This window comes from Rhodococcus globerulus NBRC 14531, from assembly GCF_001894805.1.
In the GTDB taxonomy this organism is placed as follows: domain Bacteria; phylum Actinomycetota; class Actinomycetes; order Mycobacteriales; family Mycobacteriaceae; genus Rhodococcus_F; species Rhodococcus_F globerula.
The window spans coordinates 1-22,241 of sequence record NZ_BCWX01000006.1; the positions used below are offsets into that span (position 1 = coordinate 1).

General features: G+C 60.4%; 12 protein-coding genes. 8 read left to right on the forward strand and 4 right to left on the reverse strand.

Annotation, left to right across the window (positions count from 1 at the left end; genetic code table 11):
- The first annotated feature begins 152 nt into the window (after positions 1-152).
- Entirely contained in the window at positions 153-1,604 is a 1,452-nt protein-coding gene (locus RG2_RS25835) for a plasmid pRiA4b ORF-3 family protein (protein WP_230590316.1), read from the forward strand.
- A 69-nt stretch (positions 1,605-1,673) separates the two neighbouring features.
- Here the strand turns inward: RG2_RS25835 and RG2_RS25840 are convergent, their stop codons facing one another.
- Entirely contained in the window at positions 1,674-2,249 is a 576-nt protein-coding gene (locus tag RG2_RS25840) for a TerD family protein (RefSeq protein WP_033235982.1), read from the reverse strand.
- A gap of 112 nt (positions 2,250-2,361) precedes the next feature.
- Positions 2,362-5,589 carry a DEAD/DEAH box helicase gene (locus RG2_RS25845; RefSeq protein WP_033235983.1) on the reverse strand — a complete coding sequence of 1,076 codons (3,228 nt, stop codon included), beginning with the start codon at positions 5,587-5,589 and terminating at the stop codon, positions 2,362-2,364.
- A 110-nt stretch (positions 5,590-5,699) separates the two neighbouring features.
- Here RG2_RS25845 and RG2_RS25850 point away from each other — a divergent pair, with 110 nt between their 5' ends.
- Both RG2_RS25850 and RG2_RS25855 read left to right on the forward strand, forming a co-directional pair.
- Positions 5,700-6,794 carry an alpha/beta hydrolase gene (locus RG2_RS25850; RefSeq protein ID WP_051730661.1) on the forward strand — a complete coding sequence of 365 codons (1,095 nt, stop codon included), beginning with the start codon at positions 5,700-5,702 and terminating at the stop codon, positions 6,792-6,794.
- Positions 6,795-6,914: 120 nt separating this feature from the next.
- Complete coding sequence (locus RG2_RS25855; protein WP_033235985.1) at positions 6,915-8,009, forward strand: alpha/beta hydrolase; 1,095 nt, start codon at positions 6,915-6,917, stop codon at positions 8,007-8,009.
- 58 nt (positions 8,010-8,067) lie between these two features.
- Here the strand turns inward: RG2_RS25855 and RG2_RS25860 are convergent, their stop codons facing one another.
- Positions 8,068-9,438, reverse strand: coding sequence for a dicarboxylate/amino acid:cation symporter (locus tag RG2_RS25860; RefSeq protein WP_033236112.1), 1,371 nt, complete (start codon positions 9,436-9,438; stop codon positions 8,068-8,070).
- 319 nt (positions 9,439-9,757) lie between these two features.
- Between RG2_RS25860 and RG2_RS25865 the strand changes: the two genes are divergently transcribed.
- Complete coding sequence (locus tag RG2_RS25865; protein ID WP_033235986.1) at positions 9,758-10,675, forward strand: phosphodiesterase; 918 nt, start codon at positions 9,758-9,760, stop codon at positions 10,673-10,675.
- 6 nt (positions 10,676-10,681) lie between these two features.
- Here RG2_RS25865 and RG2_RS25870 read toward each other — a convergent pair whose 3' ends face one another.
- Positions 10,682-12,097, reverse strand: coding sequence for a stealth family protein (locus RG2_RS25870; protein ID WP_033236113.1), 1,416 nt, complete (start codon positions 12,095-12,097; stop codon positions 10,682-10,684).
- A gap of 544 nt (positions 12,098-12,641) precedes the next feature.
- Here RG2_RS25870 and RG2_RS25875 point away from each other — a divergent pair.
- The 4 genes from RG2_RS25875 to RG2_RS25890 are packed head-to-tail and all read left to right on the forward strand — an operon-like array spanning position 12,642 to position 22,239.
- Complete coding sequence (locus RG2_RS25875; RefSeq protein WP_133637968.1) at positions 12,642-13,148, forward strand: hypothetical protein; 507 nt, start codon at positions 12,642-12,644, stop codon at positions 13,146-13,148.
- A 5-nt stretch (positions 13,149-13,153) separates the two neighbouring features.
- The gene (locus RG2_RS25880; RefSeq protein ID WP_230590318.1) at positions 13,154-15,892 is read left to right on the forward strand and encodes a vWA domain-containing protein; all 2,739 of its coding nucleotides are present in this window, start codon (positions 13,154-13,156) and stop codon (positions 15,890-15,892) included.
- Positions 15,893-15,929: 37 nt separating this feature from the next.
- The gene (locus tag RG2_RS25885; RefSeq protein ID WP_033235987.1) at positions 15,930-19,502 is read left to right on the forward strand and encodes a tubulin-like doman-containing protein; all 3,573 of its coding nucleotides are present in this window, start codon (positions 15,930-15,932) and stop codon (positions 19,500-19,502) included.
- Position 19,503: 1 nt separating this feature from the next.
- Positions 19,504-22,239, forward strand: a complete 2,736-nt coding sequence (locus RG2_RS25890) for a hypothetical protein (RefSeq protein ID WP_033235988.1) — start codon at positions 19,504-19,506, stop codon at positions 22,237-22,239.
- The last annotated feature ends 2 nt before the right edge of the window (positions 22,240-22,241 follow it).

Consider the following 22,241-nt stretch of genomic DNA (forward strand, 5'->3'; position numbering starts at 1 on the left):
CCCCCGGGATCGAGCGAACGGTACACCCGTCGCCTCGGATCGACCGAACGTACCGTTCGCACCATCGCGGGCGGGTTAAAACTCCGCAAACAGGGTACGTAGCGACGACAAAACTCATGGGATGTCAGTAGTTCGTGGCATAGTGAACAGCTATGGTTGGCCTCCGCAACTCCAGTGGCTCGCACCTGCGACTTGTGCCGACAGGATTGGATCAGCAAGAACCCGCTGCTTCACAGCAGACTCCCGCTGCTTCACAGCAGACTCCCGCTGTGCCCGAACATCCCTCGATGAACTCGCGTGGACAGCGCCGTTCACTGCCGGCAGGTCTACGAATCTCGATTCGGCTTGAAGAGGTGTCCACGCAGATATCGCGGCGGTTGATTGTCGATTCCGATTTCACGCTCGACGATTTCCATGCCGTAGTTCAACGGGCAATGGGTTGGCACGATATGCATGGACATTCGTGGCGGAAGATCGGCACACGGTTTCCTGGTGATTTTCTGGAATACGCTCCGCGTAATCGTGTGGCTGATCGTCGTAGCCGCGGCCAGAGCGCAGTCGCCGAGAACGAGGTCCACGTTCACGAAGTTCTGATATCTCCCGGTGACATGATCCAGTACCGGTACGGACGAGCCGGTGCGTGGCGGCATTCTGTGACTCTCGAAGCGGTCGACGACGAGGCAGCGGATAAACCTGCGGTGTGCGTCGAAGGTGTTGGTGCGTGCCCGCCCGAGGAATGCGCGGGACCTGAAGAATTCGAGCAACTGTTGAGGATGTTGCTTTCCGAGGAATTGCGCTCTCGTGAGTGGACTCTGGAGTGGGCACAAACCGATTTCGAGCCGAATAAGTTTGTGTTGGAGGAGGTCAACGAGCGATTGGCTCATTGTGTCGGAACGGTGGCGCGCGAGTCCGCGATAGCGTCGTTCCCACGCACCTTCGATATCTGGAATCTGTTCGAATTGCTCGCGCCGGCCAGCGCACCTGAGTTGCATGACGTCTTTGCGATGGCGCGACTCGATGATCGGTCCGAGTCTTCGTCGCAGATACGTGTTGCTGTGGGCGCGCGGCTGCAGATGTTGTTGACGTTGATCGGTGACGATGGAATCGATGTCGAGTCATTTCTGTCGACGGTCGATGCGGCGCTGGACCAGCCGGAACTCGAGCCGGTTAATCTTCCCAAGGCTCAGCGTTTGTTTGTGCTGCTCCGAAGCTGGGGTTTGGCCAGGAAGCTGAAGGGCCGGATTGTCCTGACTCGTCGTGGGCGTTCAGCGAGTGCAGATGCAGACGCTTTGTGGAATTGCATTGTCGACGGGGTTCCCGTTGCGTCGGCGGGACCTGCGCGGGCGATTGAACTTCTTGTCCTGCTCGCTGTTGCCGCGGGGCTGGAGCCGTCGGATCGACATCACCTTGTTGCGGGAACTCTTGGCCAGATCCGATCGTCCCCGGCGTTGGTTGCAGAGCCCGCGATTCCGGGCAAGTCTGCTGGCACCACGATCGAGGTTCTCGATCTGGTCGGCGCGATTGGATACGACCTGGTAGGGATGATCTCGACGTCGGATATGCCCTGGGCGCAGTATCTTGCGCGGGCAGTCCTTCAGCGCTAAAAGTACAGCTGGAACGAACATGGGGTCCGAGCCTGATTCAGGCTCGGACCCCATGTTCGTGGCGCGATGTCAGATGTTGACGCCGTAGTCACGGGCGATGCCTGCTAGGCCTGACGCGTATCCCTGGCCGATTGCCCGGAACTTCCACTCGTTGTTGTGCCGGTACACCTCACCGAAGAGCATGGCTGTCTCTGTGGACGCATCTTCGGACAGGTCGTAGCGAGCAAGCTCTGATCCGGTGGAGAGGTCGACCACGCGAATGTAGGCATTGGTGACCTGGCCGAAGGATTGGAGGCGCGCGTCGGCGTCGTGGATCGATACCGGGAAGAAGATGTTGGTGACGTTGGGCGGTACCGCCGGGAGGTCGATGTTGATTACCTCGTCGTCTCCGTCGCCTTCGCCGGTGAGGTTGTCGCCGGTGTGCTCGATGGCACCGTCAGGGGACCGTAGGTTGTTGTAGAACACGAAGTGAAGATCGGAAAGTACCTTGCGTTCCGGGCCGGTGACCAACGCACTGGCATCAAGGTCGAAGTCAGCGCCACTGGTACTTCGTGCGTCCCATCCAAGTCCGACAGCGATTTTGGTCAGATTGGGTGCTGCTTTCGACAGAGATACGTTGCCGCCCTTGGCAAGTGTGACGCCCATTCAGGTTCCTCTCGTTCGAATGTGGTGATATCCGCATTCGTGAGTTCTGTGTTGTCCGTTCACAAATAACCATACCGTTCCCCGAGATCACGGGGTGGGACAAGCCTGGCGTTTACTCGAATAGCGAACGGATGTCTTCGGCGCCCAGAGTGGAACTGAGGAGCTCGTCGGAGTCCATCACGCTGGCGAACAGCGCGGATTTCTTGGCTTTGAGAGCCATCACCTTGTCTTCGATCGTGTCCTTGGCGATGAGGCGGTACACCATCACGTTCTTGGTTTGGCCGATGCGATGTGCTCGGTCCACGGCTTGAGCTTCGGTGGCGGGGTTCCACCACGGATCGAGAATGAAACAGTAGTCGGCCTCGGTGAGGTTGAGCCCGAAGCCACCTGCTTTGAGACTGATCAAAAACACTGGCGCAGCACCGGTTTTGAACTTTTCCAACACGTCGCCGCGGTCGCGCGTGCTGCCGTCGAGATAGCAGTGCTCAATGTTATCGGCGTCGAGGCGGCGGCGAACGGCGTTGAGGAAACCGGTGAACTGACTGAAGATCAAGGCGCGGTGTCCGCCGGCGATGACGTCGTCCAATTGTTCGAGAAGTGCGTCGACTTTGGCTGACGGGATCGTGGCGTGCTTGTCGTCGATCAGCGAGGCGTCGAGGCTGAGTTGGCGAAGTAGTGTCAGTGACGCGAGGATGGTGAAACGGTTCTTGTCGACGTCGGACAGCAAGCCGAGGATCTTCTGGCGTTCGCGTTGGAGATGCGTGTCGTAGAGCGCGCGATGCTTGGGGTAGAGGTCGATCTCGAGTACTTGTTCTTGCTTTGCCGGTAGGTCGCGAACCACCTGCTCCTTGGTGCGTCTGATCATCAACGGTTTGACACGTCGGCGCAGTTGTTCCAATCGCTCTGTGTCCCCGCCATTTTCGATCGGCCGACGGTACAGCTCGGTGAAGTGGGCGGAATTTGGAAAGAGTCCGGGAGCCGTGATCGCAAGCAGTGACCACAGTTCGGAAAGGTTGTTCTCCATAGGTGTGCCGGTGATGGCGAGTTTGAACGGCGTCTCGAGTCTTCGGGCGCACTGGTGGACTTTGGATTTGTGGTTCTTTGCGAACTGGGCTTCATCGAGGATGAGGCCGGACCAGCTGTTGGCAGAATAGGCGTCGGAGTCGAGGCGGAGCAACGCGTACGACGTGATGACGATGTCGGCGCCGATAACGATGTCGGTGAGATCGAGGTTCTGTCGTTTGAGTGTCCCGGTGACGATGACCGTACTGAGTTCTGGTGTGAATCTGGCTATTTCGGATTTCCAGTTGGAGACGACGCTGGTCGGGGCAACGATCAGAAAAGGTGGTGCCACCGGATCGGATTGGCGTGCACGGGCAATCATCGCCAGTGTTTGAAGCGTCTTGCCGAGCCCCATGTCGTCGGCCAGTATTCCGCCGAGTCCGTGTTCCAGAAGGAAATTGAGCCACCGGAATCCGTCGACCTGATAGGGACGCAGCGTGGCCAGCAATGTCGACGGGACATCCACGTGGTCGATGGAGGCATGGGTGAGCAACCCGTCGACCTGCTTTTTCCACTGCGCTGCTTGATGTTCGACGATTCCGAGCGACGCGAGATCGTCCCAGAGGCCGGCTTGGAACTTGCTGATTCGCAGCGGACCGTTGGGGCGGTCGAGGAGTGAGCGTGCTTCCGCGATGAGGCGTTGCAGTTCACGGAGTTCGGGTTTGTCGAGGCTGAAGTATGCGCCGTCGGGCAACAGCAGTTCGGTGGCGCCGATGCTGAGGGCGGCAAAGATGTCGGCAAAGGGCACTTCTTGGCCGTCTGCGTTGACGGTGACCCCGAGGTCGAACCAGTCCGATCCGGCGCTGTCCGGCGAAGCGCTGGTGGAGAGCCCGATGACAAGCGAATCATCGGTGGCGCGATAGTTGGCGGGTGTCCCGTCGATGGTGACGTCAGCATCTGGATGGTCACGGAGCAACGGAAGGACATCGAGTGTGAATCGCATCGTGTCCAGGCCCGCCAATGAACCGTGGACCAGTTCTCGCGTGTGTGGCCGAGTGGTGTCGGAGGGACCGAACAGGGAGCTCACGGTGTCGAGGATGGATTGTTCCTTGGCGGGAGAGCGGCCGTCGAGTGACCCGGGATGTTCACCCACGCCGACGGCCAATCGATCGTTCCCGATGGTGTACTGCCACTCCCACGTCAGGTCAACACCATGATCATCGCCGTACTTCGCTCTCAGGTGAAGGACCGGACCGCTGATCTCGGGTGACGCGTACGAATTGTCGCTGGAGACGATGTCGGCAATTGAGCTGAGTCTGACCGCGAAGCGGGAAGTGAAGGTTTCGCGGTGTTCTGCCGGCACGTCGATGGCGTCGCCTGCGTTGATGAAGTCCTTGAGGGCAGGGGAGACGGAGGTGTTCAGCGGTGCCAACCGGATTCTGCCGTCGTGGTCGACTGCGTAGATGCCGTGGGCAGTGCTACCGATTGTTCCCCAGATCGGTGGGGTTGGCTCTGATGTTCTCTCGCCGTCGTTCGTGAAAAATGGGCGCGGTGTGACCTGAAGTCCGTTGTCCGGACCATGCGTCACGTCGATGCACACGTCCACTCCGTCATCGATCATGACTGGTCCGAGGCTCGGCTTGGCGTGGAGGAGTGGGATACCGGCATTGCGCGCCTCGGCGAGCAACGCCCACAGGCCAGGACTGGGGAAGTCCGCCAGATCAAAATCGGTGGCGTTGTAGTGGCGGTACGCCGTCCTGGCACTGATCAGTAGGTGGATGTCATTGAGTATCCGGATGTGTTGCGCCGGGTGTTGGTGGAAGCTGCCCAGCTTGTTCCACGCGAGGCCCCCGGAAATCCATCCCCGCGCGCCTGGTTGCACGGGTTTGACCAGTAGTTGGTTTCGTGGGCCGTTGGTGCGCAGAGTGAATTGAATGCCAAGATCACTGGCGCCTCGTTCGACAGGATTCGGCCGAAGTAACGCCCGGATCGAGTCTTCCCAGTTCTTGGGCGCCGGTGGTTGTGAGGACCTCGCCGCGGCAGCTATGACCAGGGCAGCGACGTGCTTACAGTTCATGCGCACCGGGCACGTGCAAATGCCACGGAGGATCGTGGCGACGTTGGTGGTGTTGTTATGGGTGCGCCGGCTGAGGAAGACCGTAGATACGTACTCCTCGTTGCCGATTACCTCGCCTTCGAGAGTCTGGGTCGCCTCGTCCCACTCGAATTCGCGAACGGCTCCTTGGCGGAAATAGTCGAGTCCGCGTTGAAATGTGGTTGTGCCGACTACAGCGCGGATTTGGTCCAGGTCGAGGACTAGGACTGATTCCGGCTGCATCTTTCCACCCTAATCCGCGAGTCCGACACCGCTGTGAAACAGCGGTAATGACCGCCGATTTTAAACTGGACGGTATGTTCACTTTGTCGGATTAGAAATTGGGAGTCTGGATGAATGTCCATGTGAACACGCGTGCCCGGATTGGGAAGCTCGGGGCCGCGCTGATCGCGGCATGTGTCGCGACCGCGCCGCTGGTCGGTGCCGGTACGGCCAACGCGCAGCAGAGCACCGGGAGTATAGGAAGTTTCGATTTCGGATCGAGCGTTCCCGAGATATTTCGGGATGATCCCGGACCGCTTCCAGTTCTGCGCGACGACATAGTGGCACCGGCAATTGTGGGTGAAGTGCACACCGGAGCGCAGGCGTCGCGCCTGACTGTTGCGTCGCCGGCCTTGAAGCGTGAGGTTGGTGTCGAGGTGTTACTTCCGGCCGACAACTCGGTTCCGCGCCCGACGCTTTACATGCTGCAGGGCGTCGACGGTGGTGAGGGCTCGAACGGCTGGGTGACCATGGGCGGCGCCCCCGCGTTTTTTGCTGACAAGAATGCCCATGTCGTCATGATCAACGGGGGATCAGCGAGCTTGTTCTCGGATTGGGAGAACGAGGATCCGGCGCTCGGATTGCACAAGTGGGAAACCTTCATCGCGAAGGAGTTGCCACCGTTGATCGACGCTCACTTCGGGACCAACGGCGTCAATGCAATCGCCGGGACGTCGATGGGTGCGCAGGGCGCGATGATGCTCGCTCATCGGTATCCGGATCTGTATCGCGGCGTCGCGGTGTTCAGCGGTTGCTATTCGACGATGGATACCTGGGGCCGAACCAGCGTGCAGGCGACGATTACCTCGCGCGGCGGTGATCCGGCCAATATGTGGGGAGCACTCGGTGGGGCCGAGTGGGAAGCACATGATTCCGTGTTGAACGCAGAAAGCCTGCGCGGCAAGGAGATCTACATCTCCACTGCTAACGGCGCCCCCGGAGCGGATGAAACGCTGCAGACGCCGGAACTGCTGGAGCGACTGGTTGTCGGCGGCGGGATCGAGGCTGCCGCAAAGGTGTGCACCAAGTTGTTCGATCAGCGATTGCGTTCACTTGATATCGATGCCACCGTGGACTACGAGCCCAACGGCACCCATGCGTGGGCGTACTGGCGTGAGCGCTTGCCGAAGGCGTGGCCGACGCTGTCGAAGGCTCTGGGTGTCTGACGGTACGTGCGCAGCTGTCGTTTCGCCGCTGATCAGGCGTGGTGGGATGGGCCAGCGGGTGAGTGTGTCCGAATTACACGGTATCTTTCAAATGACTGTATTTAATTGTTTGGGAGCCTGATGTCGAAGTGCCTGACCCCGCTCACCCCCGTGAGGCGGGCGGGAATCGTTGTAACCACTGCGTGTGTGTTCGGACTGCAGGTGCTCAGTATCACTTCAGTAGGCGCGACGCCGATCTCCGACAGTCTCGAGACGTTGGAATACGGTTCGACTGTGCCCGGGTCCATGCAGGGCGACCCAGGGGCACCAGCACAACTGTTGGACGGCATTACGGCCCCCGCAATTGTCGGAGAGAACGTGACTGGACCGCAGTCCGTTCGGCTGACGGTGGCATCTCCCGCCTTGCGACGTGACGTCGGCATCGAAGTTATCCTTCCCGCGGACAACTCTGCGCCGAGACCTACCCTGTATCTCCTGGATGGTGCCGACGCTCAGGAGAAGTCCAGTGGGTGGGTGCGGTACGGCGTCGCGCCGGATTTCTTTGCCGACAAGAACGTCAACGTCGTGATGATCAACGGCGGCAAGGCCGGCATGTACACGGATTGGGAGAACGAGGATCCGGCACTTGGACTGCACAAGTGGGAAACGTTCATTGCGAAAGAGTTGCCCTCGCTCCTGAACGCGAGATTGAACACCAACGGCGTCAATGCAATTGCGGGCATTTCGATGGGCGCGCAGGGTGCGATGATGCTCGCCCACCGAAATCCGGGCCTGTACAAAGGTGTGGCGGGTTTCAGTGGGTGCTACTCGACCACGGACACCTGGGGGCGCGCCAGCATCCAATCGACGGTCACGTCGCGCGGCGGAAACACCGACAACATGTGGGGGATTCCAGGCGGGCCGGAATGGGAAGCGCACGATTCGCTCCTCAATGCCGAGCAACTCCGCGGAACGGAAATCTACTTGTCCGTCGCGACGGGCGTGGCGGGCGAGAACGAAAATTTGCAGACGCCTGATTTGGCCGATCGTCTGGTCGTCGGTGGCAGTATCGAGGCGGTTGCACACATGTGTACCAAGGCTTTCGACCAGCGTCTCACCGCACTCGGTATCGATGCCACGATCGACTACGAACCGACCGGCACGCACTCGTGGCCGTACTGGCGTGAGCGTTTCCCCAAAGTGTGGCCAACTTTGGCCAAGGCGCTCGGTATCTGACCAGAAAAAATGTCCCCACACCGATCGCGGTGCGGGGACATCTTTTGGTGTGGCCGAATTATGCGTCGACGAGTTCTTCGGCAAACGGATTACCGTTGCGAGGCGCGTTGAAGCGGGCCGTGTCGAGGATGCCTTCGCGCTTGGCCACGATCACCGGGACGAGTGCCTGCCCGGTGACGTTGACGGCCGTACGGCCCATGTCGACGATCGGTTCGACGGCAAGCAGCAGACCGACGCCGGCAAGTGGCAGTCCGAGTGTCGAGAGCGTCAGGGTGAGCATGACTGTTGCACCGGTAGTTCCAGCGGTAGCGGCCGAACCGATAACCGACACGACAACGATCAAGAGGTAGTCGGTGAAGTTGAGCGGAACGTCGTAGAAGCCGGCAACAAAGATGGCGGCGATTGCGGGATAGATTGCGGCGCAACCGTCCATTTTCGTGGTGGCACCCAGCGGCACGGCAAACGACGCGTATTCGCGCGGCACGCCGAGATTGCGCTCGGTGACGCGTTCGGTCAGTGGGAGTGTGCCGATCGACGAGCGGGAAACGAAGCCGAGTTGAGTGGCAGGCCAGACGCCGGAGAAGAAGTTCCGAACCGAGAGGCCGTGTGCAGCAATGAGAGCCGGGTAGACGACAAAGAACACGATCGCCAGACCGATGTAGACCGCGGCGGTGAATACGCCGAGCGATCCGATGGCGTCCCAGCCGTAGGTTGCGACGGCGGTGGCGATCAGGCCGGCGGTGCCGATCGGCGCGAGGCGAATGATCCACCACAGCACCTTCTGGATGATTGCCAGGAGGGAAGCGTTGAACTCGAGGAACTTCTCTGCCTTGGCGCCGACCTTGAGCGCCGCGATTCCGATTGCCGCTGCGATGACAAGCAGCTGCAGAACATTGAAGCTCAGTGAGGTTGTCGCGACGCCTTCGGTGACTGACGTCTTGGCACCCAGACCGAGGAAGTTGTTCGGCACCAGGCCGGTGATGAACGCCCACCACGATCCGGAGCTCTTCGGTTCCTTGGCAGATTCGACGGCAACGTCGGTACGTGAACCTGGATCGGTGATCAGGCCGACGACGATGCCGATGATGACCGCGATGAATGCCGTGATCGCGAACCACAACAGAGTCTGCACAGCCAATCGAGCGGCATTGGCAACCTGACGCAGGTTTGCGATGGAACTGACGATGGCTGTGAACACCAGCGGAATGACCGCGACCGTCAGCAGTTTGACGTAGCTGCTGCCGATGGTCTGTACAGTTCCGACGAGCCAGTTCACATTGCCGTCTGCGGCGTCAGGCATCGCGCGGGCAACGAGACCGAGAATGACACCGATAACCAGACCGGCAACAATCTGAGGTCCGAATGACGTTGCCCACGAGGGGAACCGGGTTTTTGATTCCGGCACGCCGGTAGAGGTGGAGCTGGGCATGACAATGCCTTTCAAAAAATTGAAGAGAGCGAAACGCGGCACGCCGTGAAGAAGTTCAGGCGGGGTTTCGTGAAAATGTTTCCTGGTACGCGTCTATCAGGCCGAGCGCGGACACATTGCGCTCGCCTGCAGGCGAAGGTCGACGTAGCGTCGAGAGGTCAGGAACAACACTGCGAAGACTCTACTCGTAGCTTCAACTACCGATGATTCCGGGCGGTCCATGGGTGTGCGTGAACGAGGGCCGGAGACTCGATGACTACTGTCGAGGTTCGGTAGGTGCACCGGTACCTGCGCGTCGGCTAGCGGAAGCGAGAGACCGATGAGCGTTCGACATGCCGAATATCCACGTCCGAAGCACTTCCTGGTGCATATAAGCGACACGCACCTCGTCGAGGGCGGGGACCTGTACGGCGCCGTCGACGCGACAGCTCGACTGCGGCAGATTCTTGCCGGCGTCGAGGCGTCAGGGGCGCGTCCGCGGGCGTTGGTGTTCACCGGCGATCTCACCGACAAAGGGGAGTCGGACGCGTACGAGACGCTGAAATCGATCGTGGAACCGGTGGCCGGCAGACTTGGTGCCGAGGTCATCTGGGTGATGGGTAACCACGACGATCGGGAACACTTCCGGACGCGGTTGTTGAACGAGTCACCGTCGACCCGGTCGGTCGATCGGGTCTACGACATCGACGGCCTCCGCATCATCACGCTCGACTCCACTGTTCCCGGCCACCACTACGGATCGATCAGCGACGCCCAGTTGGATTGGCTGCGAACACAATTAGCGACTTCAGCGCCCGACGGAACGATTCTCGCCCTTCACCACCCGCCGATTCCCTGTATCCAGGATCTGGCTGTGCTGGTCGAACTACGAGATCAGCCGCGGTTGGCCGAAGTGCTCCGGGGAAGTGACGTGCGGGCAATTCTCGCGGGCCACCTGCATTACTCGACGACGGCGACGTTCGCGGGAATTCCCGTGTCTGTCGCATCGTCGGCCTGCTACACCCAGGACCTCAACGTAGCGGTCGGCGGACAGCGTGGCCGAGACAGCGCACAAGGCTGCAATCTCGTCCACGTGTACGCCGACACGATTGTTCATTCGGTAGTGCCGCTCGAGCGCGACGACGTTGTCCGCGACGATACGGTGGGTGAGGCCGTCAGCGCCCGCGACGCTGCGGCGCGTCTGGCGGACGCAGGCATTCGCATCGGTGAGCACAACGATATTGCCGTCGCGCAGTAGTATGCGTCAGGCCTCCCACGGCGCTTTGACGGGATAGTAGTTCTCGAGGAATTCGGTGACCTTACGGGTACGTAGTTCGAGATCGATTTCCGGTTCACTACCGTCGTTGAGGCAGAAGAAATCCATCGACCGGTCTTTGAGTAGTGAATTCATCTGTCGCAAACCGGCTTTGACAGTGGTGTCGACGTATTTGACGGTAGCCGACTTCTGTACGACGGAGCGGCCGCTCATCAGCGCGTAGTAGTGGTACAGCGAATTGGTGACCGAAATGTTGGTGCTTGCGCGGAAGGTACTCGCAGCGGTGGCCGCAAAATCGTCCGCGAATTCGCGTTCCATTTCCGCCATGACACTTTTGCGTAGCGGGGTGGCGGCATGCTCGAGGTGCCGAGTTGTCATCAATCCGAATCGCTCTTGTAGTAGACGTCGATTGACCCGGGCCGCATTCTCGAATCCGCTGCGATCGTCGTCGTTGTGTCCCAAACCTATTCGCGTATCCGCCTCGATGAACATGCTGATTCCACCGGGCGAGAAGAACATGTCGGGGCCGACGGATCTGCCGAAGAACATGTCGTCGTTCGAATAGAGGAAATGTTCGGAGAGTCCGGGGATGTGATGCAGTTGGCATTCGACCGCTTGAGAATTGTGAGTGGGCAGTACAGACGGGTCGGCAAAGAACTTTTCGCTGGGCATGAAAGTGACCCGAGGATCGTCGGCCAGCCAGGCCGGACGATCGGAATCGGTGGCGACAAAGATTCTTCGGATCCACGGCGCATACATGTGCACGGACCGTAGTGCGTACTTCAATTCGTCGATTTGACGGAATCGTGCTGCGGATTCGTCACCTTCACCGACAATGTAGTTCTGCATCCGAAGTGCGCGTTGCGCCTGAAATTCCTCGGACGAACCGTCCACCCAGGAAAAGACGAGGTCGATGTCGAAATTGATGTCGGAGGCATGGGCGGCAAACATGTTCTCGATCGTCGGCCACACCCGGCCGAAACGCTCCACCGTTCCACGAACTGCTTCTTCCGGACGCACCGTCCGCCGGGTCAGTGAATTTTCGATGGGCAGAACGATCTCTGAGTCGGACATCGACCACAGTTCGATCTGAAGACCGATATTCGCGCCGTAGTTCAGGCCACTCGCCAGATGAACACGCGGCCGAAAAAGACGAAAGATGCGGGCTTTTGGTGTGGAGGACAGTGCGCCGTCGGCTATCAAGAGCGCTGGACTCTTCTTCGCGTCGAGAGTCTTCGAATAGAAGGGTGTGTTCTGGCATCCGTCGATCAGCGCGCGGCGCAATTTCTTACGGTTGGCCCAATTGACCGCGATGACTGCTCGTTCGTCGTTGCCGCGTACGAGGAGGTATTCGACACCGGCCGCGTCGAGAATATCGCGGATGAACAGCAGGTCCTCGATCATCGCTTCGAGCGGGGTTGTGGTGACGATAGGGAGGGCAAACCGATTCTTGAACCGCACAGTTTCCGGGCGGTCCTCCAATCGAGCGCGCACGGAGGACGAGACGGGTTTCACTGTGTCAGTGGTGTCCTGCTCCGGGGGTACGAAGTAGATGTCGTGCGGAGCGGGAGATTGTGTGATGACGTGCCTTTCGATGACAGGGCGCGCAGAGGCGGCGTGGTTCCAGTCTAGTCGGGGCGTCGCGTCGTTTTGCAGATCAGTACTCGAGGCAACGGGGGAGGTGCTTTAGCGGGTCTTGAATGATGGGTCAGTGTGTGCTATCGGTGGCGAAATAGGCTAACTCCGTTATGTCGACTTGGCCCATTTTGAGGGCCAACGACGAAATTGTCCGACTCATGTGGTGATATGTGTTCGTGCAAGTCGGGGCGGGGAAGATCCATCAGTCCTAATTGCATATGTAGCAAAGACCCATGATCGACCGAAATACACAATTAAGTGCACTCCGAGTTCTGGTTACCGTTTTACATCCCATTGCAAGGAGCGTTCCTTGGTACGACCACCCGACCCATTCGACTTCAGTGACTATTCGCGCCCGCAGCCCGGACATGGCGGTCCACCTGATCCGGGAGTCGGGGATTTCACCCGGTCTTCAGGCGGATTCAATACGCCGCCGGCACCGAATCAGCATCCGGGAATGCCGACCGGTGATTCGTTCAGCGGGGCAGGCGCCAGCACTGTCGTTCAGGTACGCACTGCACCGACCGCATGGCTCGCCGCCGCAGGCGCGGTCGCGACGATCGGATTGATCGTGGCCGTTGTTGCCTTTGTAGTACTCGATTCGGGTCCGGTCGCAGTAGTCGCCTGGATTCTCGGTGGCCCAGTGGCAATTGGTTTGCTTGCGCTCTTTACGTATCGCGACACACAGGCGCGTGCCAGTGCGTTCTATACGGAGCCGCTGTGGGTGTCGTCGGTGACCCGTGTCGTACTCGCTATTTCATGCATTGCAGTGCTGATCAGTGCATGGAACATTGCTGATTGGATTGGACGACTGTGAGCAGAATGCGCATCGGTGCGCTCTTCGTTTTCGGAATTCTGATGCTCAATGCGGTCGGCGGATTAAGCGTGGCCACCGCACAGACGGCCGCGAATGCGGGTTCTGCCGTTAGTGACTTCGGTTCGTGCCTGGCGTCGCAGCAGACGGGAGATCTTCTTCTCCTCATTGACGAGTCCTCGAGTTTGCAGACCTCCGACCCGGACGCGGCGCGAGTGTCCGCGGCGAATTTCCTGCTGGATCGCCTTGCTGCTTTTGGTGAATCGGCAGCAGTCGACCTCAATGTCGCGATCGCGGGATTCTCGAGCGACTACACCGTCCATACCGAGTGGATTGCTCTGGATTCTGGGAGCGTGCCCACCCTCAAGAGCTCGATCGAACAGTTCCGTGGTCGGACAACTGGCGTCGACACCGACTACTGGGGTGCGATGAACGGTGCCCAGAACGATTTGAGAGACCGCCCGCAGAACGCCGACGGATCCAGTCGGTGCCAGGCAATTGCATGGTTCTCCGACGGGAAATTGGACTTCACCGAACGCGACGCCAGCAAGCCATACGCGCCGGGGATCGACTTGGGCTCGCCGGAAGGTGTCAAGCAGGTCGTCGCAGCTGCCACCGAGTCGATTTGCAGACCGGCTGGCATTGCAGATCAGGTCAGAAGTGCAGGAATCAAGATGTTCGGCATCGGTCTTGCGTCCGGAACCGCCGCTGCCGCCGACTTCGATCTGATGCATGCGATTACCTCCGGTGCATCTGGTGATGGCGCGTCGTGTGGCGCAGTACAGGCGCCATCCCCTGGGGAGTTCTTTCTCGCTCAGAACATCGACGATTTGTTGTTCGCGTTCGATTCCTTCAGTACCCCGGGGCAAGCGCCGCTCGAACGCGAGAGTGGTGTCTGCGTCCAACAGGTGTGTGAAGAAGGTAAGCATCGGTTTGTGCTGGACCGTTCGATCAGTGCCGTAAACGTGCTCGCGTTTGCCGACGCCGAAGGTCTGGTACCGACTGTGGTCGCCCCGAACGGTGCGCAATTGGCGTTGCCCTTGACCGCTCTGCGAACGGATTCTCGCGGACAGCTCGCCGGTATCGAGATCAACTACCGCTGGGAGTCACCGAATTCGGTGTCGTTCTCGATGTCGGATGCCGGCTCGGATCAGTGGCAGGGTGTGTGGGCGCTGGCATTCGTCGATCCGACAGGAGCCGCAGCACAAGCGCGATCGAAGTCGAACATCCACATCTCAGGCAATTTGTTCCCCGCATGGCTCGGCCAGAAAACAACCGCGGTTCACACGGGGGAGAAGACCAGTGCCATCGAACTCGGAATTGTGGGTGCAGATCGTGCGCCCATCGATCCAGCGTCGTTGCTGGGTACGGCCGTGCTCTCCGTCTCAGTCGTGGACTCGTCGGGGACAGTTCACGACGTGGCAGCTCCGTTGCCCAAGGATCGAATCGGCGAGTCGGTTGAACTCGATCTCACTGACGTGCCGCCGGGAGATGCGACGCTGCGCCTGACCCTGGATGTCACTACCGCGGACGCGACGCGTGTCGACGGTGGTGTCGAGCCGGGAACCGCGCTGACAGCTCAGTCGGTCGACATCGCGCTGCCGATTGCGCCGCCGATCGGTTACCCCTCGCTTCCCGCTCGCGTCGATTTCGGGACTCTCGAAGGCGCCGGTATTTTCGAGCGCGATCTAGATGTCACCGGGGCAGGATGTGTTCGATTGGACTCGGGTCAGTCGGTGTCATTCACCGGTTCGCCGGACGGAATCGGATCGGTGGCCCTGACTGGTCCGGCTGAAGAGGCTCAGTGTCTCGAATCGGGTGGGACTCTCCCGGTGTCGATCGACATCGAAAATGCCGTCAACGGAACGGTCAGCGGAACGATGTCGCTGCTCGTGTCGCCGGTTGGTGAGAGTGATCGCGAGATTTCGGTTCCGGTGCAGTTCACCGCGGACGTCCAGAAGCCTGTCGACACCGGCACGTTCTGGTTGACGCTGATCGTGGCGCTGTTGCTCGGTCCGGGCATCCCGCTCTTGCTTCTGTATGTCGGTAAGTGGTTGACCGCCAAGATTCCGCCGGGTGGGCTCAAGGCTCAGCAATTTCCCATCGAGATCCGAAATGGTGAGATTCTCCGCGACGGGCGCCCCTTCGGATTGCGCGACCGCGATCTTGTCGATTCGGTGCGGGGAATGCATGAAGCTACCCGGATCCTCGACGCAGCCGGCGTCGAATTACGAACTCATGTAGGACTTTCGCCCGTTGGAGCCGGATACGTGAGCGCGCGTCTGCCGGGGATGCTGGGGGCGTCGGGTTCGAATCCGGCGACGGACAAGGCCGGTGACGCACAGCTTCCGTTGGCGGTGCACAACTCGTGGGCCGTGTTCCATGATCCGAACGGTTCGCCGGAGGTCGCGACCTTATTGCTGCTGATCAGTACGGATGCGGACAAAAATCGGGTGGAGCGGGTGCTCGACGATGCCCGGCGCAACGTGGCTAACGCGGTGTCCCAGCTGCGCGGGCGAGCCGTCGACACGTCGGGTGCAAGTGGGCCAAGTGATTCTGGCACGCCTCCTGGTTCACCGATAGTCGACCCCTTCGGTAACTCACAGGTAGGTGCTCAGTCAGGTGGTTACCCGGCAGAAGGATCGGCCTGGGCGCCGCCGGGGACTTCCGCAGGCACCGCGGATCCGTTTGCGCCTCCGAGCGGATTCGATCCGTTCGGGCCACCGGACAGCCGAGGCAGGCAATGACTTTCAGCGTAGGCATCGTTATTTGGAGAGGACCGGCATGAGGCGTTTTCTGGTAGTTGGTTGCGGCGGCTCGGGCGCTGTCACGTTGTCCTACATGATGGACCAGCTGCGATCGGACCTCGCGGCAGCCGGCGTCGAGAAGATCCCGTCCGGCTGGCAATTTGTGAGTCTCGATGTTCCGACCGCGCCCGAGACCGGGCCGGACGGACTGAACAACGTTCGTGATCAGGGTGGTACGTACTTCGGCAGTGGGCCGCAGGGTGATTCGTACGCAGTACTCGACAACGCGCTCTCCAATCAACTCGCAGCTCGACAGCAGTTGAGCTCGATCGCCACCTGGGCGCCGCGAGATCCGCGGAACGTACCTGTGCCGATTGGTTCGGGGGCCGGTCAGTTCCGTGCACTCGGACGGATGATCACACTGAGTAAGACGGCCGGTATCAGTGAAGTGCTGCAACGGGCTTGGGACGAATTGTTCACCGTCGCGACCGAGACCGAGATGCGGTCACTCGACATTCCCGGCGGTGGTTCCTTCGATCCGGGGGAAGCGCCGATAGTTCTGGTGGTGTCTTCGATGGCCGGGGGCGCCGGTGCGTCGATGGCGTTGGACATCTGCCGATTACTCACTCTCATACCGCGTTTGGATCCGAAGATGATGGGCGTGTTCATGGTTGCGCCCGATATTTTCGATGGATTGGGTAAGAGCGCTACCACTGGTGTCAGCGCCAACGCACTGGCGATGCTGGGTGAGATCGTCGCAAGTCAGATGGGTTCGGCGCGTGAACACGACGTCACCATCCTGAAGGCGCTGGGACAGCAGAATGGCGAAGGGGCAGAAGTGCCGTTCGCACGCGTATTCCCGGTTGGACGCCGTGTGGGTACCGAGGGTGCGCCGTTCGGTGACGGGTCGCAGAACGCGATCTATCGCGGGCTGGGGCGTGGGCTGTCGGGCTTGATGATGAGTGGCGCTGCAACTCGCCAATTCGTTCAGTACGACCTCACCAACGGTGGCGGTCTGGCGGGTCTACGCGAACACATCGGTTGGGGCGCAGGCGCCTGGGACAGCCTGCCCTGGGGCACTTTCGGATTCTCGAGCCTGAGTATGGGTCGTGACCGCTATGCGGAGTACGCTGCCCAGCGATTGGCTCGTAGTAGCGTCGACCGTCTGCTTGGCGGTCACCTGCAGCGCGGAAATCCGGCTTCGGATGAAGAACAGGTCAATGCCATTCTCGACAGCCAGTGGCCGTCGATTCTGGCGCGGGTCGGCCTGGCTGATCGCAATGCCGCGGGTGGAGCTTTACCGGCTAATGTCGGCGGGTGGATCACCGGAACGGTTCTGCCATGGGACGAGATCGGGCGTATGTCGCGTCAGATCGTCGAGACACAGCTCCGTCCGTATATCCCGTCCGGCGACGGAATGAACGCGAAACAGTGGGTTCCTGATGTCCAACAAGCGATCCGCGGTCGTGGCCCCGCCCTGCGTGGCGCGTCGGACAGCGCAGCTCTCCTGCACGCTTTCGGTTGGCAGGATCGCATCGTATACAACATCGAGTCGATGGTGGCCGAAGCTGTAGCCAGCCTCGGGTTGCCTTATGCCACAGCAATTGTCAATCGCTTATCGGCATATCTGCGGGATGTCATCCGTCCGGCGGCAGAGGACCTGGCGAAGTTGGCGCCTGCAGATATTACGGCGCCGACACCTGGCGTCACCGGAACGTTGGCCAGCCTCAACGGAACGATTCCGATGAGCGGTGCCGTCATCGACTCGGTTGTGGCCGAGTACCAGAACAACATCAATCGGCAGATCTACTCGACCCTTTCGGGCAAGGTGCGCGACATCGTCGCTGCCTTGGTGCCGGAAATCTTGACGCCGTTGTTGGCTGCGCTCAACGAATCTCAGACCGTTCTTCGGATTGCCAGCAAGACGCCCGCAATCGACGTCGGTTTGGCGCGGTTGGAGACAGACCAGTATGCAGCCTGGCCGTCGGATGGGGCAGAACGCGTTCCGCAGCGTTTCGCGGAGGCCAACAACGAGGTGATGCTGACACCGTCAGCGGAGTTCCTCGCGCAGTATCGCAGTGATCTGCCGATGGCAGTAGCGGAGGATTCGTCCGTGCCTCCGCCATTCGATTCGGCCGTGCAGATCGCATCACAACGAGTTGTCACAGGTCTCTGGCCCACAACCGACGGATCACGCGCGCCGGGACAGGTCGTGCCACTGATCGAACGAACGGCGACGTGGCGGTCGAAGGCATTTCCGGTCAACCCCTCGACCAACGAGGCACTGATCCCGTCGGCTGCTCGTTACGACGTTCATCTGCGCGCGGGTGAATTGCTTGACCGTGCCAGGGCGTACGTCTCACGAACCGGTGAGTCTTTCGACCGGTTCTGCAAGGTGACGTTGAGGGATTACATCGTGGCGTCGGGAGCTCCAGAATACGAACTGCAACAGCGTACTTCGCTGCTGCTCTCGAAGTTCGGCGAGGCGTTGTCGCTAGCTCGCCCACTCGCGAGTGTCAATCAGCAGGCGATGGAGGCATTGCATCCGGGTCAGCAGATCGCATACCGATACAAGTTCTCGGCGGTGCCTTTCCTGAATCTTCCGGTATCGGAACTTCTGGCACAGTCGATCAGCCACAATCCCAAGATCGATCGTGAGACCGGTGACGGTTTCGGGCGACTGCTCACCGACGAGGGCGGACTCAAACGCCTGGACATCTTCGGTTCGTATCCGAACTATTCGCCGCTCGCCTACGATTCCGTGCTCAAACCCGCTGCGAAGCAATGGGCGGATTCCACTCCGTCACAGCAGGAGGCATTCTGGTCGATGCGACGGTCGCGCCCACTCGCTGCGTCGCTACCTATGCACGAGAACGAGCGTCGCGCCATGACGGCCGGGTGGTTCCTCGGACTGGTACTCGGACGGATTCGGATTCCAGCCCCGCCGTTCCTGGAACCGGTGCGAGTCTGGTCGGCGGCAGAGAGCGCGTGGCTTGATTTCCCGAATCCGTTGCTTACTCCGCCTGGTCGCTTCGGTGCCAACAACGACTGGTTGCCTGCAGTGCTCGAATCGGTTCTGCTGGCGATGGCTCAGTCTCATCAACAGCCGGTCATGTCCTCGATGCATCCGTACCGAGCGCTCCGCTCGATTTACGATGCGACACTGGAAGATCCGGCACGTGGAATCAATGAGATCTCGGCGAAGTCGGCGTTGACCGAGTGGTTGCGCACCGGTGACACGCAAACCGGATGGCCGTCAGCCATTCCGGATTCGGACGGTGTGTCCACCATCGAGGAGCGCAGCGCCAAGACCGTAGAGTGGCTGGAACGTTTGAATACGTTTGTGGGCCATCACTACCTGGCTCCAGGTCAGGATGGAGCGTCAGGTGGCGGAACCTTCTCGCAGATTACCTCGCGAGGGCAGGCATCCAAGACGCCGATATTCCGTGACCTTGCACCTGACGTGTTCTGGGCCACTGCCGAGCTGTCGGTGATGGTCAAGGAATGCGAGGAAACCGCTCTGCGCCCCGTGCAAAGTAGCTTCCCCACAATGCCTTCAGCTGGATTCGGAGACAACGACATCGTGATTCCCGACCTAGGACAGTTCTGACATGAGTGTGTTGACGGTTTTCCTCGCGGCTCCCGGACCGGCAGACGGTGTGCGGGACGTCCTGACCGACCTTTCCTCGGCTGGGCTACTCGACCCATTCCTGTGGATCGACGAGCGTGACGTGGCCTCGGGCCTGTCGGCTGTGAGCGCTACCGCCGTCGATGGCGGCGAAGTATCCACTGTCGCACTGCAGAACGTGTTGGCTTCGACCCGGGTCACTCGCGTGCGGCTCTGTGTTCTGGTCCCGTTTATCGAGGGGGCTCAGTCAGTTCGCGTCGAATCCGAACGAGCGATCGCGGATATGCTCGTCGCAAATTCGGGTAGCGCACAGCTCGTCCGGCTCCGGACGATCCTGACTCGGGGTGGGTCTACGGCACCGGCGTCGGCAGTTCCGGCATTGGCGGGCTGGCACAATCTCTTGATTGCACCGGAAGATTCCAACGGTCCGGGTATGGGCCATGTTTCGCTCGCTGCCACCACCGATGCTGTCGTGATCGGGCGAAACGCGGCGCCGGTCGTGGCCGGTGTTGTCGGACTGTGGTCGCATGCTGCGCACACACCTTTTGACGATCTGCACGTAGTTCCCGGTGACGCGATTCGACTAGTGCGTTCCTTCTATCGTCGGCTCGAAACATCCGGGGCGGAGCATGATCTGCGTGAGCAGGTTCTCGATATCGGTGGACCGCTTCCCTTGCCGCTCGATGCCGGCGGAAGTGTGGTCTACGTCGAAGACGTTCCACTTGCTACCGGAACCATGGCCCAGAACCTGTGGGGCAAGCACCGTGGAATGCTGATCGGGTCGCGAGTGCCGATGCCGGCGGTTGGGGGTTCGCAAGCGATTGGCCTATGGCGGGCGCTGGTGATGTTCTTCAGCTTCATCGGTTCCGCTCTCCGCAATGCCCCGATGGCGTTCTACAACCGGGTATCGAGGGGTGTCTCGGGCGCTGTGGCGTCGACTCTCAACGCCGCGGTTTTCGGCACTGATTCTTCGGCGTACACAATCGTCGTCAACGGAGTCGGACCGGACGGGCGTTCGGTGAAGTGGTCAGAATTCACGGCCGCGTCGCATCAGATGATGACGGCATTGGATTCGGGAACCGAGAGCCGCCATCACGCCGCGTCCACCGATCTGTCCCGACTGTGGAGCGATTACTCAGCCGGCGCACTCACTTTGGCAGATGCAGGGGAGCGTTCACAGGGTCTACCTCCGGTTCAGGTCGGTGCAAATCGAGCGGTGATTCGGATCGCCGGTGACATCGTTCCAGGCAAGGCTCAGCGGTTCACGGACGTCCCGGGAATCATTGCCGCCAGTACGGGCGTGTCCGGGCTCGATGCACATGATGTTCTTGCGATTTCCGATTTTCGGGCTCAGTTGCGTGAACTCGAACAAGACCAGGTCCTAGGACTGGAAGCGCGTCGCACTGTGGGCGCGGTGGACGCCTGGGGGCAGACCATTCGTCGTTCCTACGGATTTGCGTTCGGCCAGCTTCTCGCCGAAGGAATGCATTCGACACGCTCCGAAGTGAGTGCGCTGCTTGGGAAGTTACGTGCTCATTCGGGGTTCGAAGATCAGTCGGAGGGTATTCGGAACCGTCAGCGGGGGCTGGCGCGGTGGGCTCAGATCATCACTCTCCTGGCAGTGCTGATCATCGGAGCTGCTGGCTACCTGACATACCGCGACATTATGGTGTGGTGGCATTGCGCCGTGATCGTCGTTGTGGCGATCGCGGTGTGGTTCGTGAGTTTGTTCATCCTGTTCACCCGAAGTCAGCAAGAGTTGTTCCAGCTGATCAACCGGCAGCGAAGAGCCGCCGGTGAATTGGAAGCCGATCAGGCGAATCTGAGGACGGCACTGCGCGATCTGGATAGGTTGTCTGCGGCGTACCGTCAGCATGTCTCGTGGAGTGCGGCGTTGGGGACGTTCTTGGCGGAGCCGCTCGGAAAGGCACCTCAGCGCTCGGGTTCCACTCGCCAGGTCGAATGGGGGCTTCCGCGTTCGGCTGCCATCGGATCGGCACGTCCGGAGCCGGGCCGGATTCTCGAGGTTGCGGAACGGCTGCGCAGCGAATTGTTCACGGTGGGCTGGATGTCGTCACCTTGGGACGAATTGACGCGTGCCGCAGGCGATCATCTAGGGGCTTTGGGACTGGACGTGCGGCAGAGTCCAGAGTTGCTCTACACCAAGCAAGGGTGGGGATCTGGCTCGGCGCTCGACGTGTGGTCGGACAAGCTGGCTGACGGAGAAATCGCTCTCGACGGCGCCGACGTTGTCTGGGAGAGGGCTCTCGCGGAGCTAGGAGGATCCAAGGTTTCGTTGCTCACGGAATTGGTGTCTTCGGTCGAGGTTCGGGATCTGGGACAGTCGCGTGTGCTGACTCTCGACGGATTCATGGCAGGCGTCGGTGCTGCGGGTGAGATTGCGCAGAGCGGGCACTTCGACAGGACTCTGTTGACCGATCTCGCAGTGACCAGTGGACGTGCGGCTGTGTGTGGAGGCCGAGCGGATCAGGTCCGCCTCGGACTGGGGTTGCTGTCGGTGACCACCCAGTTCAGCGAAGGCCTTGCCCGCGAGGAACTTCAGTTCGGCGGTGAAACGTCGGCGATCGTGGACGAGCATTCGTTCGAAATTCCGGTATCGCCGGACGCCGGCGCCCTCGGTGGTTTCGGAAAACAGTCCTCGGTGGCACCCGTTTCCGATCCATTCCGTGCGCCGTCCATCGACGGCATGAACTTCTGAAA